Annotated in this window: 13 protein-coding genes; 8 read left to right on the forward strand and 5 right to left on the reverse strand. The window is 55.6% G+C overall.

The genetic code is table 11. The features are described from left to right. Positions 1-3 precede the first annotated feature (3 nt). From atpA to ACXJJY_RS09550, 5 genes are all read left to right on the forward strand, one after another. Positions 4-1,527 (forward strand): F0F1 ATP synthase subunit alpha, encoded by a 1,524-nt coding sequence (gene atpA / locus ACXJJY_RS09530; protein WP_456387280.1) that lies wholly within the window; start codon positions 4-6, stop codon positions 1,525-1,527. A gap of 21 nt (positions 1,528-1,548) precedes the next feature. Beyond that, positions 1,549-2,427 (forward strand): ATP synthase F1 subunit gamma, encoded by an 879-nt coding sequence (gene atpG / locus ACXJJY_RS09535; protein ID WP_456387281.1) that lies wholly within the window; start codon positions 1,549-1,551, stop codon positions 2,425-2,427. Positions 2,428-2,473: 46 nt separating this feature from the next. Beyond that, a complete protein-coding gene (atpD, locus tag ACXJJY_RS09540) occupies positions 2,474-3,895 on the forward strand; it encodes a F0F1 ATP synthase subunit beta (protein WP_456387282.1) in 1,422 nt (473 codons plus the stop codon). A gap of 30 nt (positions 3,896-3,925) precedes the next feature. After that, on the forward strand, positions 3,926-4,342 hold the full coding sequence (locus ACXJJY_RS09545) for a F0F1 ATP synthase subunit epsilon (RefSeq protein ID WP_456387283.1): 417 nt from the start codon (positions 3,926-3,928) through the stop codon (positions 4,340-4,342). A 156-nt stretch (positions 4,343-4,498) separates the two neighbouring features. Beyond that, the gene (locus ACXJJY_RS09550; RefSeq protein ID WP_456387284.1) at positions 4,499-5,911 is read left to right on the forward strand and encodes an NAD(P)-dependent oxidoreductase; all 1,413 of its coding nucleotides are present in this window, start codon (positions 4,499-4,501) and stop codon (positions 5,909-5,911) included. A gap of 110 nt (positions 5,912-6,021) precedes the next feature. Here the strand turns inward: ACXJJY_RS09550 and ACXJJY_RS09555 are convergent, their stop codons facing one another. From ACXJJY_RS09555 to ACXJJY_RS09570, 4 genes are all read right to left on the reverse strand, one after another. Beyond that, a complete protein-coding gene (locus ACXJJY_RS09555; protein ID WP_456387285.1) occupies positions 6,022-7,914 on the reverse strand; it encodes an N-acetylmuramoyl-L-alanine amidase in 1,893 nt (630 codons plus the stop codon). A gap of 215 nt (positions 7,915-8,129) precedes the next feature. Continuing rightward, positions 8,130-10,814, reverse strand: a complete 2,685-nt coding sequence (gene mutS / locus ACXJJY_RS09560) for a DNA mismatch repair protein MutS (RefSeq protein WP_456387286.1) — start codon at positions 10,812-10,814, stop codon at positions 8,130-8,132. Next, on the reverse strand, positions 10,811-11,317 hold the full coding sequence (locus tag ACXJJY_RS09565) for an HIT family protein (protein WP_456387287.1): 507 nt from the start codon (positions 11,315-11,317) through the stop codon (positions 10,811-10,813). The genes mutS and ACXJJY_RS09565 overlap by 4 nt, the downstream gene beginning before the upstream one ends. Beyond that, entirely contained in the window at positions 11,314-11,805 is a 492-nt protein-coding gene (locus ACXJJY_RS09570; protein WP_456387288.1) for a metallophosphoesterase family protein, read from the reverse strand. Before ACXJJY_RS09570 ends, ACXJJY_RS09565 begins: the two co-directional genes overlap by 4 nt. A 225-nt stretch (positions 11,806-12,030) precedes the next feature. On the opposite strand from ACXJJY_RS09570, the gene efp reads away from it, so the two are divergent. Both efp and epmA read left to right on the forward strand, forming a co-directional pair. After that, on the forward strand, positions 12,031-12,594 hold the full coding sequence (gene efp, locus ACXJJY_RS09575) for an elongation factor P (RefSeq protein ID WP_456387289.1): 564 nt from the start codon (positions 12,031-12,033) through the stop codon (positions 12,592-12,594). Positions 12,595-12,596: 2 nt separating this feature from the next. Beyond that, complete coding sequence (epmA, locus tag ACXJJY_RS09580; protein ID WP_456387290.1) at positions 12,597-13,514, forward strand: EF-P lysine aminoacylase EpmA; 918 nt, start codon at positions 12,597-12,599, stop codon at positions 13,512-13,514. Between the two features lie 38 nt (positions 13,515-13,552). Here epmA and ACXJJY_RS09585 read toward each other — a convergent pair whose 3' ends face one another. Further along, positions 13,553-14,224: a metallophosphoesterase gene (locus ACXJJY_RS09585; RefSeq protein ID WP_456387292.1), complete on the reverse strand. Its 672-nt coding sequence runs from the start codon at positions 14,222-14,224 to the stop codon at positions 13,553-13,555. 66 nt (positions 14,225-14,290) lie between these two features. On the opposite strand from ACXJJY_RS09585, the gene ACXJJY_RS09590 reads away from it, so the two are divergent. Then, positions 14,291-15,874: an XrtA system polysaccharide chain length determinant gene (locus ACXJJY_RS09590; RefSeq protein ID WP_456387294.1), complete on the forward strand. Its 1,584-nt coding sequence runs from the start codon at positions 14,291-14,293 to the stop codon at positions 15,872-15,874. Positions 15,875-15,886 lie beyond the last annotated feature (12 nt).

The raw sequence follows: 15,886 nt of genomic DNA on the forward strand, positions 1-15,886 counted from the left end.
CAAATGCAGATCAAAGCCGAAGAAATCAGTCAGATCATAAAGGATCAAATCGCTGGCTACGAGAGCGATGTCGACCTGAAGGAAACAGGAACCGTCCTCTCTGTTGGTGACGGTATTGCCCGTGTCTATGGCGTTGAGAACTGCCAGGCCATGGAGCTTCTCGAGTTCCCCGGCGGAATTTACGGTCTTGCCCTCAACCTTGAAGAGGATAACGTCGGTTGCGCTGTTCTTGGTGATGTCCGCGAGATCAAAGAAGGCGATATCGTCAAGCGGACCGGAAGAATCGCCGAGGTTCCGGTCGGCCCGGAAATGGAAGGTCGGGTCGTCGACGGTATCGGCCAGCCCATTGACGGCAAGGGGCCTATTGATGCCAAAGAGACCCGCAAAATCGAGGTTCTGGCCCCTGGTGTTATCGAGCGTAAGTCGGTTCATGAGCCCTGCTACACCGGTGCCAAGGCTGTCGACGCCATGACCCCGGTTGGGCGCGGACAGCGTGAGCTGATCATTGGTGACCGCCAGATCGGCAAGACCGCCCTCTGCATCGACGCCATCATCGCTCAGAAAGACACCGATGTCCACTGCATCTACGTGGCTATCGGCCAGAAGAAGTCCACAGTCGCCCTGGTGGTCGAGGCCCTGCGCAAGCACGGCGCCATGGAGTATACCACGGTCGTCGCCGCCTGTGCCTCGGACCCGGCGCCGATGCAGTACGTATCCGCCTTTGCCGGTTGCGCCATGGGTGAGTATTTTCGCGATAATGGCCAGCACGCGCTGATCGTCTATGACGACCTTTCCAAACAGGCTGTCGCCTATCGAGAGCTTTCCCTGCTGCTGCGGCGTCCGCCAGGACGTGAGGCCTATCCGGGTGATATTTTCTTCAATCACTCCCGTTTGCTCGAGCGGGCCGCCAAGGTGTCCGACGAGCTGGGAGCCGGGTCACTGACAGCGCTGCCGATCATCGAGACCCAGGCCGGTGACGTTTCCGCCTATATCCCGACAAACGTTATCTCCATCACCGACGGCCAGGTGTACCTTGAGCCGAACCTTTTCTTTGCCGGTGTCCGGCCCGCCATTAACGTTGGTCTGTCGGTTTCCCGTGTTGGTGGTGCTGCCCAGGTAAAGGCTATGAAACAGGTTGCCGGTACCCTGAGGCTGGATCTGGCCCAGTATCGAGAGCTGGCTGCCTTTGCATCGTTTGGATCCGATCTTGACGCTGCAACTCAGGCCCAGCTTACCCGTGGTGAACGTCTGGTTGAAATTCTCAAGCAGCCGCAGTATCAGCCCCTGCCCATGGAGAAGCAGGTCACCATCCTTTTTGCCGGTGCCAACGGCTTCCTCGATGAACTGCCGGTCGACACCCTGGCCGATTACGAACAGGAACTCTACACCTATATCGAGACGAACGAGCCCTCAATCTTTTCCGATCTCCAGGAAAAGCAGGAGATCGATACTGCCCTGGAAGAGAAAATGAAGAAGACGTTGACAGCCTTCGGTGAGACCTTCAAGGCAACAAAGGGCCTGAACTAAGAGAAGAGGGGAAACAATCCCATGCCTGGATTAAAGGATGTCAAAACAAAGATAGAGGGTGTAACCAAAACCTCGCAGATCACCAAGGCGATGAACATGGTTGCCTCGGCAAAACTGCGGGGCGCCCAGGAGAAAATGGAGTCTTTCCGGCCTTATGCCGGGAAGTTTGCCCAGGCCATGCAGAATCTGTCTTCCGGCATGGAAGCCAGCAGTCAACCGCTGATGGAGGTTCGCGATGTCAAGTCGGTGGAGCTTGTCGTTGTGACTTCCGATAGAGGTCTCTGTGGGTCCTTTAACTCAAACATTCTCAGTGCGGCTGAGAAACTGGCACAACAGTATGAAAGCGAAGGAAAGAAAGTAAGCTTCATATGTGTTGGCAACAAGGCCTGTCAGTATTTCAGGAAAACAGGTAAGGTTCGGGTTGAGTATAAGGACATCATGGGCACCTTTCAGATGTTCAATGCCCGCGAAATTTCCCAGACCATTGCCGATGCTTTTATCTCCGGTGAGAGTGACGAGGTCAAGATAGTCTATGGCAAGTTTCATTCAGTGGCCGTCCAGAAGCCTGAGACAGAGTTGCTTTTGCCGATTAAGCCGGTTGAGCAGGAAGAGGGCGGCGATACATCCGGCTCCATGAGTGGTGCCTATATCTTTGAGCCGGAGCCGGGCGAGATAATGGAAGTCCTGCTGCCCATGTATCTCAATGTCCAGGTGTATCATGCCATGCTCGAGGTTGGTGCCAGTGAACATGCCGCCCGGATGACTGCCATGGATAATGCTACCAACGCCTGTAAAGATATTGTTAATGAACTTACGTTGCTTTACAACAAGGCTCGTCAGGCTGCAATTACCGGCGAACTCATGGATATCGTCGGCGGTGCCGAGGCGTTGAAGGGATAATTCCATACGGAAGAGTATTTTTGATTATTAGAGGAGGCCATTTCAAATGGGTGATTCACGAGTTGGTAAGATTATACAGGTAATTGGCCCGGTTGTAGACGTCGAGTTTGCCGACGGAAAGCTGCCGGAAATTTTGAATGCATTGATGGTGACAAATCCGGCTATCAGTGACGAGCCCGACAACCTGGTTATTGAGGTTGCCCAGCATCTTGGTGACAATGTTGTTCGTTGTGTCGCCATGGACCAGACCGACGGTCTTGTCCGGGGGATGGAATGTCGTGATACAGGTGCTCCGATCCAGATTCCTGTCGGCGAGCCGGCCCTTGGCCGCATCATGAATGTTGTCGGTCGTCCTGTCGACGGTAAGGGGCCGATCAATTCGGACAAGAAGATGCCGATCCATCGCCCTGCTCCCGCGTTCACCGAGCAGGACACAGAGGTAAACGTGCTTGAGACCGGTATCAAGGTTATTGATCTTCTGGTACCGTTTCCCCGAGGCGGCAAGATGGGACTCTTTGGCGGTGCTGGTTGCGGCAAGACGGTTATCATGATGGAGATGGTCAACAACATCGCCATGCAGCATGGTGGTATTTCCGTATTCTGCGGCGTCGGCGAGCGGACCCGTGAAGGAAACGATCTCTACATGGAGATGAAGGAGTCAGGAGTACTTCCCAAGGCCGCCCTGGTTTACGGGCAGATGACCGAGCCTCCCGGGGCCCGTTCACGGGTAGCCCTGACCGGATTGACTGCTGCCGAGTATTTTCGTGACGAGGAAGGACAGGACGTGCTCTTCTTCGTGGATAATATCTTCCGTTTCACCCAGGCCGGTTCCGAGGTTTCCGCCCTTCTTGGCCGTATCCCCTCGGCAGTTGGTTACCAACCGACACTGGCCACCGATCTCGGTGCCCTGCAGGAGCGTATCACCTCCACGAACAAGGGCTCCATTACTGCGGTACAGTGTGTATACGTACCTGCCGATGACCTGACCGACCCTGCACCGGCAACAACCTTTGCCCATCTTGACGGTACAGTTGTTCTTTCGCGGCAGATTGCCGAGCTTGGTATCTACCCTGCCGTTGACCCGCTGGATTCCACCTCGCGCATCCTTGATCCCAACGTTGTTGGCGAAGAACATTATAAGGTTGCCCGGGGCGTCCAGGTTTCCCTGCAGAAATACAAGGACCTGCAGGATATTATCGCCATCCTCGGTATGGACGAGCTTTCCGAGGAAGATCAGCTTACAGTTCAAAGAGCCCGTAAGATCCAGCGTTTCCTGTCCCAGCCCTTCCATGTTGCCGAGGTCTTCACCGGTATGGACGGCAAGTATGTCAAGGTTGAGGACACGGTACGTGGCTTCAAAGAGATCCTGGAAGGGAAGCATGATGATCTGCCGGAAACCGCCTTCTACATGGTAGGTACCATTGATGAAGCTGTCGAGAAGGCAGCCGGTGAAAAGGCAGAGGCTTAATCGTCCGCAGGACGCGCAGAGGTATAACCGATGGCACAGATTCATCTTGAAGTAGTGACCCCTACGGGACCGGTAATCAGCGATGATGTGGATATCGTTACCGCGCCCGGTTATGGTGGAGAGTTCGGTGTTCTGGCTAACCATGCACCCTTTCTCAGTACCATAAAAATCGGAACGCTCAGCTATAAAAAGGACAAGCAGACCAACTATCTGATGGTCAGCGGCGGATTTGCCGAAGTGTCCAACAACAAGATAACCTTCCTTGTTGAAAGCGCTGAGTATGGATACGACATAGATGTGGAACGCGCCATGCGGGCCAAGGAACGTGCTGAAAAGCGTCTTGCCCAGGCCCAGTCGCAGTCTGAAAAGATCAATCGGGCCCGTGCCGAAGCAGCCTTGCGTCGTGCCATGGCCCGACTGAGAACGGCAGAGATGGCCAAGCAGTAAGTACCACATCGTTTCCCCTGCAAAAGCCGCCCATTTCGGGCGGCTTTTTTTTTGCTCGAAAATCATGCCGGCTGCTTGTGTCCTTGCCAAAATGCCAATATTCTGTTATTTTCCGCTGTTAATATTTTCATGGAAGCTTGATGAACAGGAGGTAGGATGAAAGCAAAAGAACGTATGGCCATCCCGCGCCAGAAGCCCAGGGAACTCGATCCGAAAGAGCGGATCACCACTTTTGACGAAGTGACTTTTGGTTATGATGAAGAAACCGCCATCCTGGAGGCCAACCGGTGCCTGCAGTGCAAAAAACCCGGCTGTGTGGATGGCTGTCCCATTCGAAACGATATCCCGGCCTTTATAGGTTTACTCAGGGAAAAGAAATTCGAAGAGGCCTACTGGAAGGTCCGGGAGACATCCACCATGCCTGCAGTCTGTTCCCGGGTGTGTCCACACGAATTTCAGTGCGAGGGTAGTTGTGTGCGGGGCAAAAAAGGAGAACCTGTGGCCATCGGGATGCTGGAGCGATATCTGACCGATTGGATGGTGGCCAACAACAAAAATCTGTTTCAGTCCTGCGCCATCAGCAATGGCAGGAAGGTTGCCATTATCGGCTCCGGTCCTGCCGGCATGTCAGTAGCCTTTTACCTGGCTCATATGGGCTACGACTGCACCATATTTGAGGCCTTACCGGTTTTCGGTGGCATGTTGGCTGTCGGCATTCCTCCCTACAGGCTGCCCAGAGACATAATCGGGGCAGAGCTTTACGCCCTGAAGCATTGCGGAGTGACCATTGAGTTCGGTGTTACCATCGGCCGTAATCGCTCTCTGCAGGACCTGCGAGACGAAGGATTTGACGCTGTCTTCCTCGGGGTCGGAGCCCATCAGTCGAGGAAGCTCGGTATTGAGGGCGAGGACTCCACCGAAGGTGTGCTCCACGGAGTCGATTACCTGCGTAAAGTGCTCACCGGCGAGGATGTCCATATAGGTAAGAAGGTCGTGGTGGTCGGAGGGGGCAACGTGGCCATCGACGTTGCCAGGACCGCACTTCGGACCGGTTCCGAGGATGTATTTATCCTCTATCGCAGGACCAGGGAGGAAATGCCTGCCTCCAGGGCTGAGATTCATCACCTGGAGGAAGAGGGAGTACGGGTGGAAATTCTTGCCGCGCCGGTGAAAATACATGCTGAGAATGGACGGCTGACAGGGGTTGAGTGTATCCGCATGGAACTTGGCGAGCCTGACGAGTCCGGACGTCGGCGACCGGTTCCCATCGAGGGTTCCAACTTTATCATCGAGGCAGATTCTATCATTCCTGCCATCAGTCAGAAAGTCGATCATACAGCGGTTGCCGGAGTTGATATTAAATTGAGTCGCTGGGGAACCTATGAGGTTGATCCGCAGACCCTGCAGACCAGTATTGAATGGGTTTTTGCCGGTGGCGATGATGTGCTCGGACCCCAGACCGTGGCCAAGGCCGTGTTCCAGGGCAAGGTGGCAGCCGAATCCATGGACCGGTACATGCAGGGGAAGGACCTTTATGCAGGACGGAAGTTTGTCAACTATCTGAGCTGACAGGCTGTTCAGGGAGCCGCAATGTCGGCTCCGGCTGAAAAAGTAACAAGGCGCCCGAATTCAGCTTCTGGATTCGGGCGCCTTTTTTGTTGACGGGCAGCAAGCATCATTCACAGCTGGAGTGCAGCGGTCGTGTGGTGGTCCACGTACCGGGCAACCCCGGCGGCGATCCTGGAGGCTATTTCTTCAAGGTAGTTGTCCTGTTTGAGCAACTGGGCTTCCTGGGGATTGGTGATAAAGGAAATCTCCGCCAGAATTGCCGGCATCTCGGCCCCGATCAGGACATAGAAGGGGGCCTGTTTCACTCCCAGGTTTTTTACCCTGTGCTGCTGTTTGTTCAGCCCGTTGACCAGGCTGTTCTGGACGTATCTTGCCAGGCGTGAGGACTCTTCAATCTTTGAATTTTTCATCAGGTCTGACAAAATATCCTGCAGGTCGGAGATATTATGGGTCGAGGTGGCATTTTCCAGTGCCGCCACCCGCATGGCTTCGGTGTTGGTGGCCAGGTTGAGATAAAAGGTTTCGATGCCCCTGACCGATTTTTTTGGATGTGCATTGACATGGATGGAGAGAAAGAGGTCTCCATCGCTTGTGTTGGCAATGGCGGTCCTTTCTTCCAGAGGCAGGAATATATCCCGATCACGCGTCAGCAGTACCTCGTAGCCGTATTGTTCCACGAGGATTTTTTTGACCCTGCGGGCCACACTGAGGACGATGTCTTTCTCTTTGAGGCCATGGGCCATGGCTCCAGGATCCTTGCCCCCGTGTCCAGGGTCGATGACGATTTTTCGGACCCGGAGACCAAGTTGCTGGGCCAGGGAGAGGTTTGACAGGGAGGTGTCCTCCGGCCTCGTAACCGGCTTTTTCTTTTTGCTGTCAGCCAGGGTGATGATGGAGGATGACTGTGAGGAGGATGAAGGGGGTGGTTGTCTGGTCTCACCGCCCACCGCCTTTGGGTCGGTTGCCAACCTGGGGGGGGCCCCGGCTCTCGGTTTGGGCTTTGTTGAATCATCGGCAGCAACATCTGCAGAACGGTTTTTTTCCTGTTTCTGCCCATGGACGTCGACAATCACCCGGAAAGGGTCGCTGAGACTGAATATCTTGTAGTCGGAAATCGACTCGATATCGAGAACCACCCGAACCGTGGTCGGATCGAACTGGCCCGTGCGGACCCGCTTGAGCAGTCCGTCCTGGATCGGGATGGGGGAGCGAAATCGGGGCGGGATATAGCTCTGGCTGAAGTCAATATAGAGCCGCCTGGGCCTGTCACCATCACGCTCAAGCAGCCTGGCGGTATAGTGGACAGGTTTGTCGGCCCGGATGACGATGCGGGTATAGTTGCTGGAGGACCAGTACTTGACCGGCAGGACATGAACCAGATTCTGCAGGTTGAGGCGGCTCATCTTCTTTGGAATCTGAATGTTATATTTTTCCGAGAGTTCCTGCAGGCGACTGAGAGCCGGGGCGTACTTGTCTCCTTTTGCAAACTGCTTGACCAGCTTTTCATAAAGGCGGACCGCCTGGTGCGGATTTTTTCTGTCCCGGCGCTGGATTTCTGCCATGGCGAACAGAGCGTCATCGGCCAGCCGGTTGTCCGGGAAAATGGTGACCACGTCGTTGTAGTAGGAAATCGCCTCTTCGAGATCGCTGTCTTTCTGGAAACGGTGGTACATGCGCAGGTGCATGCGGGCCATCATATACAGGCAGGAGGGGGCCAGGGAACCCTTGGGCGCGGCCAGGTAGATGCGACGAAAGTTTCGCACTCCGGTGAGCCAGTTGTCCCGATTCCGGCCGAGTTCAGGGTCCCGCTCGAGACGCAAATAGTGGTCCTTGGCTTTCTTGTACTGTTTTTCAAGGGAGTTCTGTTCGGTAGCCGGGGACTGGCCGGGGGCCTGCTTACCATAAACACAGGTGGGCAGCACCAGGAGAATGAACAGGAAGAGCAGCAGTCTCTTTCCGGTATCAACGCAGGGATATGATAGGGTGTCGAAGTGAGATGGCATCAGGTGCGCTGTAGCTCGGAGCCAGGGAGCAATAATTGTGCTGCATTCTGCCCGGTGCGGGTCAACGAATCCGGGAGAGCAGACAAGAGGTCCCAAACCAGAGACAATGCCTGTCTGGCCCCCTGTTTTTTCCGGTATGGCCTGCGGCGGACATCCTGCCGGGAAGTATACTGCATTTTGATGGCAATCACAAAATACTTTGTCCTGGTTCGGGTTCAGTTGCGCTTCCTTTCGTCCAGCAACTTTCTGGCCTCATAAAGGAGGTTCAGGGCCTGCCTGGGAGTAAGCTCATCTGGATTGATCTCTCTCATGAACCGGTGCAGTTTATCCTCTCCGGGGGAGAACAGCGGGAGCTGGCACGGTTGGGAAGCGGTGGGGTTTTCTTCTTCCTCCGGCTGGTTTTTCCGCTTCAGCAGGCTCGGTCGGCTCTTTTGCCATTCGCGCTCTTCAATGCCTTTGAGTATCTCGTGGGCCCGTTTGACCACGTGGGGAGGCACACCGGCAAGGCCCGCCACCTGGATGCCGTAACTGCGGTTGGTCGCCCCTTTGACCAGTTTGTGAAGAAAGATGATGGAATCATTCCATTCCCGTACCGCTATGGAATAGTTCTGGATTCGTGAATGGGTTCGGGCCAGTTCCGTGAGTTCGTGGTAATGGGTGGCAAAGAGGGTCTTGACCCCGCGATCGTTCTTGCCGGCCAGCTCTTCGGCCACGGCCCAGGCAATGGCCAGGCCGTCATAGGTCGATGTGCCGCGGCCGATTTCATCCAGGATCACCAGGCTGCGTTCCGTGGCATTGTTGAGAATATTGGCGGTTTCGTTCATTTCGACCATGAAGGTGGACTGGCCGCGGCGCAGATCATCCATGGCCCCCACCCGGGTGAAGATCCGGTCCACAAGACAGATCTCAGCCCTGTCGGCGGGCACGAAACAGCCGATATGCGCCATGAGCACCAGGAGTGCGGTCTGGCGCAAAACAGTGGATTTACCGGCCATGTTGGGCCCGGTGATAATCAGCAGTTCGTTTGTCTCCTGGTCGAGATGGACATTGTTTGGTACAAAGCGGCCCGGTTCCAGGCTTCGCTCGATGACCGGATGGCGACCCTCGATAATGGTGATGGCGCTGTCATCGGTCAGCTTTGGCTTGGTCCAGTGGTATCGGTGGCTGGCTTCGGCCAGGCTGCACAGGACATCCACCCGGGCAATCCCCGAGGCAGTGGTCAGCAGCCGATCCGAGTGGGAGGCTATCTGGCGGCGTACTTCAAGGAATAGTTCGTATTCCAGTTCCAGGCGCCGTTCCTGGGCCGTGCTGATCCTGTTTTCCAGTTCCTTGAGATCCGGGGTGATGAAGCGTTCGGCATTGACCAGGGTCTGTTTGCGGATAAAGTCCTCCGGGACCTTTTCGGCATGGATTTTCGAGACCTCGAAAAAATAGCCAAAGACCTTGTTGTAGCCCACTTTGAGCTTGGGAATCCCGGTCCGCTGCCGTTCTTTCTCTTCCAGGCCAAGGATCAGCTGTTTGCCGTCGCGCACCAGGACCAGGAGTTCGTCAAGTTCGTCGTGGTATCCCTCCCGTATCAGGCCGCCTTCACGCAGGCTCACCGGGGCATCCTCGCGGATGGACTGGTGAATGAGCTCGTGCAGGTCGGCAAGCAGGTCCAGTTCGGTGCCGATATCAAAGAGCAGTCCGGAGCCAAGTTCCAGGAGAATTTCTTTCATCTCCGGCAGTCTGGCCAGGGATATCTTCAGGCTGGTCATGTCCCGGGCATTGCCCTGGCCAAGGCTCAGACGACTGCAGAGACGTTCCAGGTCATAGATTGAATCGAGAATTTCGCGCAGTCGTCTGCGGAGGCCGGGATCGGCCAGGAGTTGCTCCGTGGCGTCCAGCCGGGCTTTGATTCGGCTGCGGTCCTGGAGTGGAAAGAGAAGACGCTGGCGCAGGAGGCGGGCACCCATGGGAGTACGGGTCAGGTCGAGGACCGACAGCAGGCTCCCTTCTCTCTTGCCGCCGATAATGGTCTCGGTCAGTTCCAGGTTCCGGCGGGAGGCATCGTCGATAACCAGGTGCTCACCACGGCTGAGGGAGGAAATGCGTCGAATATGCGAGAGGTCGGTCTTCTGGGTCTCCCTGATATAGAGCAGCAATCCGCCGGCGGCCCGGATGCCGGTGTGCAGGTCGCTTAAGCCAAACCCTTCCAGGCCACTGGTCTTGAAGTGTTCGGTCAGGCCGGTGAGGGCGGTGTCGCGGTCAAATTGGTGATCCGCCCGCCAGGTGATACAGAGTCCGGGCAGCAGAGTTTTCAGGGTGTCAAGCAGCTGTGCCAGTTGTTCTTCCAGTGATTCCGGCAGGAGAAGCTCGGCCGGCATCATCTTGGTCAGTTCGTCGGTTACCCGGCTGTATTCACGGTCCACCTGGTGTTCGCAGACGAGGAACTCCCCGGTGGAGACATCGAGGAAGCTCATGCCTGCAATTTTTGTCTTTTTCTGTTTATCAAAAACAAGCCCGCAGACATAACAGTTGTTCTTTTCATCGAGGATCTGTTCTTCGGTGGTTACTCCCGGGGTAACCACCCGAACCACTTCCCGCTTGACAATACCCCTGGCTTGCCTGGGATCTTCTGTCTGTTCGCAGATGGCGACCCGGTATCCGGCCCGGACCATTTTGCCAAGATAGGAGGAAACTGCATGGTAAGGCACTCCGCACATGGGAACCTTGTTGGCGTCATCCTTTGCGCTACGGGAAGTCAGCGTGATTCCCAGGACCCGGGACGCGGTGATGGCATCGTCAAAAAACATCTCATAGAAATCACCCATGCGGTAGAAAAGGATGGTGTCCTTGTGCTGCTCCTTTATTTCCAGGTACTGGCGGAGCATGGGGGTCATCTTAACGGGTTTTGTCATGACGTCAGGGCTGAGAGCAGGTTTTGAAAATCAGGCACCAGGAGATCAAAGGTTTGATCGATATGCTGGGGGATGGTGCGGATATCGGCGCTCACTGTGAGAAAGTTATGATCTCCCTCCCAGCGGGGAATGATGTGGAAATGGAGATGGTCGGCAATGCCGGCTCCTGCTGCCGGGCCAAGGTTGCAGCCGATATTGAGACCGTCGGGATGCAGGTGGTTTCTCAGGATGCGGCAGCAGTCCTGGAGCATTTTCATCAGGGCACTGTTTTCTTTCCGGTCCAGGTCAGTGATGTCGGCCACGTGGCGCCGGGGGGCTACCAGCAGATGGCCGTTGGCATAGGGGAAGCGGTTGAGCAGGACAACCACGCTCCGGTCCCGGTAAAGCAGCAGGTGGGCCCGGTCCCGGGAACTGTCTCCAGGCGGTTCGAAAAGGCAGCCCTCAACTTTTGGAGCCCTGCCCAGAACATGTTCCATGCGCCAGGGTGTCCACAGGGTCTTCATGGGGACGACACCTCGTGGATGGTAACCTTCAGGGTTTCACCAATGGACAGCAGGGCGTAGGTTCCAGGTGCTCCGTAACGGCCGGTGGACCGGAAACTGCCTGGATTAATGAACAGTTTGTCGCCCTGGCGGCGGCAGGAGGCCTGGTGGGTGTGTCCGTAGATTACGCAGTCGGCCTCGGGGAAAATATCCCAGAGAGCGGATTCGATATCGTAACCCAGGCCGGCTCCGTGGATCAGGCCAAAGGAAAAGTCGCCCACTTCAAAATTCTGCTGACTCGGAAGACGCTCCCGGGTGATGCGGCTGCACATGTTACCATGGACCGCATAGACCTTTTTGTCGCCGAAGATATCCAGGACACTGGCTTCGGTCAGATCTCCTGCGTGGATGATTATTTCGCAGTCTCCAAAGGCACGGGCAGTCTGGCTGGCAAAGGTCCCGTCCGGAGCAAAGAGATGGGTGTCGGAAAGAATGCCTGCCTTGATCATACTTTTGTGTCTGTCTTTGGTTGTTGTTTTTGTTTTTCAGGAAGAACTGTGTTGCAAAGGTGTGGAAACAGTGTCGCTGTCGTCAGCCGGGACCAAAGCCTCAACAGTGTAAAAGAGAAAGAGGTTGAAAACAAGAAAAGAAGAGGAAGCGGTTGCAAAAAAGGTGTCTATCCCGTAACATGCACGACAAAAAAATACTCTAACCATGAGCATGGGGGGTCGACAATGTACAGTGCTTCTGACCTTAGAAAAGGGTTGAAGATTCAGATAGATGGTGAGCCTTATATTATTACGGAATTTGAGTTTTCAAAGCCCGGCAAGGGCCAGGCCCTCTACCGGACCAAGATGCGTAACATGATCACCGGCAACCAGTTCACCCAGACTTACCGCTCCAACGACAAGTTTGAAAAACCGGACCTTGAGGAGCGGAAAATGCAGTTTCTCTATTCCCAGGGCGATGAATACCATTTCATGGATCTCAACTCCTATGAACAGTATGTTCTCAGTCGTGACCAGATCGGGGATAATATCAATTTTCTGGTCGACAACATGGAGGTTCATGTTCTTTTCTTCGGCGACCGGCCCATTGATCTCAACCTGCCGATCTTCGTAAACCTCGAGGTGGTCAAGGCAGATCCCTGGGTCAAGGGAGACACCTCTGGTTCTGATTCCAAGCCGGTGACCGTGGAAACCGGGTACGTTTTGCAGGTACCGCCCTTTGTGGAAAAGGGCGATAAGATTCAGATAGACACCCGCAGTGGCGAGTATATTACCCGTGTGAAAGAATAACCATGAATGTCCCTTCCGGATGCCTGCAGCTGCGATCCAGGCTGCTGCAGGCGGTCCGTGGTTTTTTCCTCGCCCGCGACTATATCGAGGTCGACACCCCCATACGCCTTCCCACCCTCATCCCTGAATCCGAGATAGAACCCGTCGCCTCCGGGGACTGGCTGCTGCAGACCTCGCCGGAACTGTGCATGAAGCGGCTCCTGGCCCGGGGATGGCCAAGGATTTTTCAGATCTGTCACTGTTTTCGCAGCGGTGAATCCGGCCGTCTGCATCTGCCCGAGTTCACCATGCTGGAGTGGTACCGGCTGGGCTGGGATTACAATGATCTGATGGCGGAGTGCGAAAGTTTCATCCGGGCAGTGGCCCGGGACTGCGGTGATTTTCCGGGTCTTGCCCGGCCTGGTGTGTTGGCATGTCAGGACCGCCGTATCGATCTTGATTCGACGTTTGATCGCCTGACCGTGGCCGAGGCCTTTCATCGTTACGCAGGGGTGAGCGCTGTGGAAGCGGTGGCATCGGACCGATTTGACGAGATCCTGGTAACCCGGGTCGAACCCTATCTCGGCTGGCCCCGGCCGGTTTTTCTCCATGACTACCCCCTGGAGCTTGCCTCCCTGGCCAGGAGAAAAAACAGGGACGAGGTTGCCGAGCGTTTCGAACTCTACATTGGCGGGATCGAGCTCGCCAACGGTTTTTCAGAGCTGGTGGATAGCCGGGAGCAGCGGCAGAGGTTTGCCAGAGAGATTGCCCGGGCCGCAGAAGCCGGGCTCCGGCTCACCATGCCGGAACAGTTTCTTGCCGATCTGGACACCCTGGACGCGGCCGCCGGTATCGCCCTTGGGTTTGACAGGTTGCTCATGTTGCTCACAGGGGCCGAAGAAATCTCCCAGGTGGTCCCTTTTTCCCCTCAAAATATGTAACCCCCTGTTTGTAATTTATAATCAGATGATATACGATGTTACAACGAGGTCGGAAAGGGATGGGTTGTTTCTCCGGGAACACTGACAAATTCCCGTTCCGGCAGTAGCAGGGCCGTGAGTCGGCCGCCGTAGACCGCGCCGGTGTCGATGCCGATCTTGTTGGGTTCCATCAGTGGTTTTTTGAATACAGTGTGGCCGAAGATAACCGGTTTGCCGAAATCAAAACTGGAGTGAATAAATTTGTCCCGAACCCAGAGACACCAGTCCGGTTTCTGCCAGCTCAGGTGGCATCCCGGTTCCAGGCCGGCATGGACATAGATCCCATGGTTGTCTTGCCAGAAGAGGGGCAGGCTGGTGAAAAAGTCCAGGTGGTCCTCGGGAAGGGACTCTCTGGTCACGGGTTCTCCGCGCGGATCCAGGCCATAGCTTTGCAGGGTCTGCAGGCCGCCGACCCGGAGAAAGACGGTCTGGTCACGGCCTTCCAGGTAGTTGAGCAGCATCAGCTCATGGTTGCCCTGGAGAGTGATGACCCGGGGATGTTCTTTTTTCAATTCCAGGATCCGGTCGATCACCTGGCGCGAGGCAGGTCCCCGGTCGATATAATCTCCGAGCAGAACAATGGTATCAGCCCGGTCCCGGACCTGTTCAAGCAGCATGGAAAAAGAGTGGATACAGCCGTGGATGTCACCGATGACACAGGTACGGAGCATATGGAAACCCGTCGGGTCGCTGGAGAGTTAAAGAAAGCTGAGCCTTTGAACGGTACAAAATAAATCATGGAAAACGATCAGCGTCAACAGGTAAAGAAATATGTGGGTCTTCTGGCCTTTCGCTGGAAGATGATCGTCGTGTTCACCCTGGTGGCCCTCACCCTGGGGCTGGGGATGTACATGCGGATGCCCAAGCTCTATCAGGCCTCGGCGCTGCTCAGCTACGAACAGCAGCGCATCAACCCGGCCCGAATGGCGCCCGAGGTTACCCGGAGGCTCCGGGACACAGTGAGCACCCTGTCCGATATCGTCACCAGCCGCAACAACCTGGAACAGGTGATCAAGCAGTTCAACCTCTATCCCGAGGCCCGCCAGCAGTTGCCCATCGAAGATGTGATTGAGCTGATGCGGAAAAATATCAGGATATCCCCATCCTCCCGTGGGGATACCTTTACTGTTACTTTCCAGGGCCGGTATCCGGACAAGGTGATGAAGGTGACCAATGCCCTGGCGGCCAAATTTATCGAAGAGAACCTGAAGTACCGCGAGGAGAGGACCACCGAGACCTCCAAGTACACCCAGGATGAACTCAACATGGCCAAGGAGGTCCTGGACCGCAAGGAACAGGCCATGCGCGATTACAAGCTCAAATACTATAACGAGATGCCGGATCAGCGAGCGGGAAATATGCAGCGGCTGACCGCGCTCCAGGACCAGTATCAGAATATCCAGGACTCGATCCAGGATCTGGAGCGGACCAAGGTGATGGTCCAGGAGCAGATTGCCCTGAGAAAACAACTGGCTGCCGGAGCATCCCAGCTTGGTCCTGTTGTCCAGACTCCGGCTGTGCCCACGGGCCCGGCAACTCCTTTTGAGCGTCTCCAGGAACTGCACAGCCGGCTGGATACTCTGCTGCTCAAGTACACCGATAAACATCCGGAAGTTCGACGCATAAAGCAGCTTATCGCCAAGCTGGAAAAGGATCTCGAACAGCCGGACCAGGCCGCTCCGGGCGAGGAGGATACGGCCCGAAGTGGTCTCGCCGCCAGGATGCAGGATCCGCAGCTGCAACAGCTGAAGCTGCAACTTCGTGAAATCAATCTCAATATCAAGAAGTTGCGGGAAGACCAGGTCAAGATCCGGGCGGAGATCGAAAAGTACAAGAAATGGATCGCCGCCGCTCCCATACGGGAGGCGGAGTGGGCCGCTCTCACCCGGGACTACAACGAGCTGCGCCGTCACTATGATTACCTGGTGGCCCAGAATCTGCAGGCGGCCTCGGTGGAACATCTGGAGCGGAAACAGAAGGGCAGCAAGTTCAAGATCGTCGATCCGGCCCGGTATCCGGAAAAACCATTCAAACCCGATTTCAAGAAGCTGATCCTCATGGCCCTTGCCGGCGGGATAGGCCTGGGCGTGGGATTGGCCTTTGGGCTGGATTTTATCGATACTTCGTTCAAGGATGTGGAAGACCTGGAAAATACCCTGGGACTCGCTGTCTCCTGTACCGTGCCCTATCTCCCGACCCGGGCAGAGATGCGCCGGCAGCGGCTTGGTTCCATCTTGTGGGGCACTGTGCTCTTTTTCTACGCTGTTGCACTGTTCGGGGCCATGGTCTATTTCTGGAGAAAGGGCATGATCATCATCTGAGCCCGTTAAGGG

It is taken from the genome of Desulfolithobacter sp. (assembly GCF_054025815.1).

Bases quoted from the DNA above. Each gene is read 5' to 3' on its own strand.
- atpA (WP_456387280.1), top strand. From the start codon at position 4: ATGCAGATCAAAGCCGAAGAAATCAGTCAGATCATAAAGGATCAAATC.
- atpG (WP_456387281.1), top strand. From the start codon at position 1,549: ATGCCTGGATTAAAGGATGTCAAAACAAAGATAGAGGGTGTAACCAAA.
- atpD (WP_456387282.1), top strand. From the start codon at position 2,474: ATGGGTGATTCACGAGTTGGTAAGATTATACAGGTAATTGGCCCGGTT.
- ACXJJY_RS09545 (WP_456387283.1), top strand. From the start codon at position 3,926: ATGGCACAGATTCATCTTGAAGTAGTGACCCCTACGGGACCGGTAATC.
- ACXJJY_RS09550 (WP_456387284.1), top strand. From the start codon at position 4,499: ATGAAAGCAAAAGAACGTATGGCCATCCCGCGCCAGAAGCCCAGGGAA.
- ACXJJY_RS09555 (WP_456387285.1), bottom strand. From the start codon at position 7,914: ATGCCATCTCACTTCGACACCCTATCATATCCCTGCGTTGATACCGGA.
- mutS (WP_456387286.1), bottom strand. From the start codon at position 10,814: ATGACAAAACCCGTTAAGATGACCCCCATGCTCCGCCAGTACCTGGAA.
- ACXJJY_RS09565 (WP_456387287.1), bottom strand. From the start codon at position 11,317: ATGAAGACCCTGTGGACACCCTGGCGCATGGAACATGTTCTGGGCAGG.
- ACXJJY_RS09570 (WP_456387288.1), bottom strand. From the start codon at position 11,805: ATGATCAAGGCAGGCATTCTTTCCGACACCCATCTCTTTGCTCCGGAC.
- efp (WP_456387289.1), top strand. From the start codon at position 12,031: ATGTACAGTGCTTCTGACCTTAGAAAAGGGTTGAAGATTCAGATAGAT.
- epmA (WP_456387290.1), top strand. From the start codon at position 12,597: ATGAATGTCCCTTCCGGATGCCTGCAGCTGCGATCCAGGCTGCTGCAG.
- ACXJJY_RS09585 (WP_456387292.1), bottom strand. From the start codon at position 14,224: ATGCTCCGTACCTGTGTCATCGGTGACATCCACGGCTGTATCCACTCT.
- ACXJJY_RS09590 (WP_456387294.1), top strand. From the start codon at position 14,291: ATGGAAAACGATCAGCGTCAACAGGTAAAGAAATATGTGGGTCTTCTG.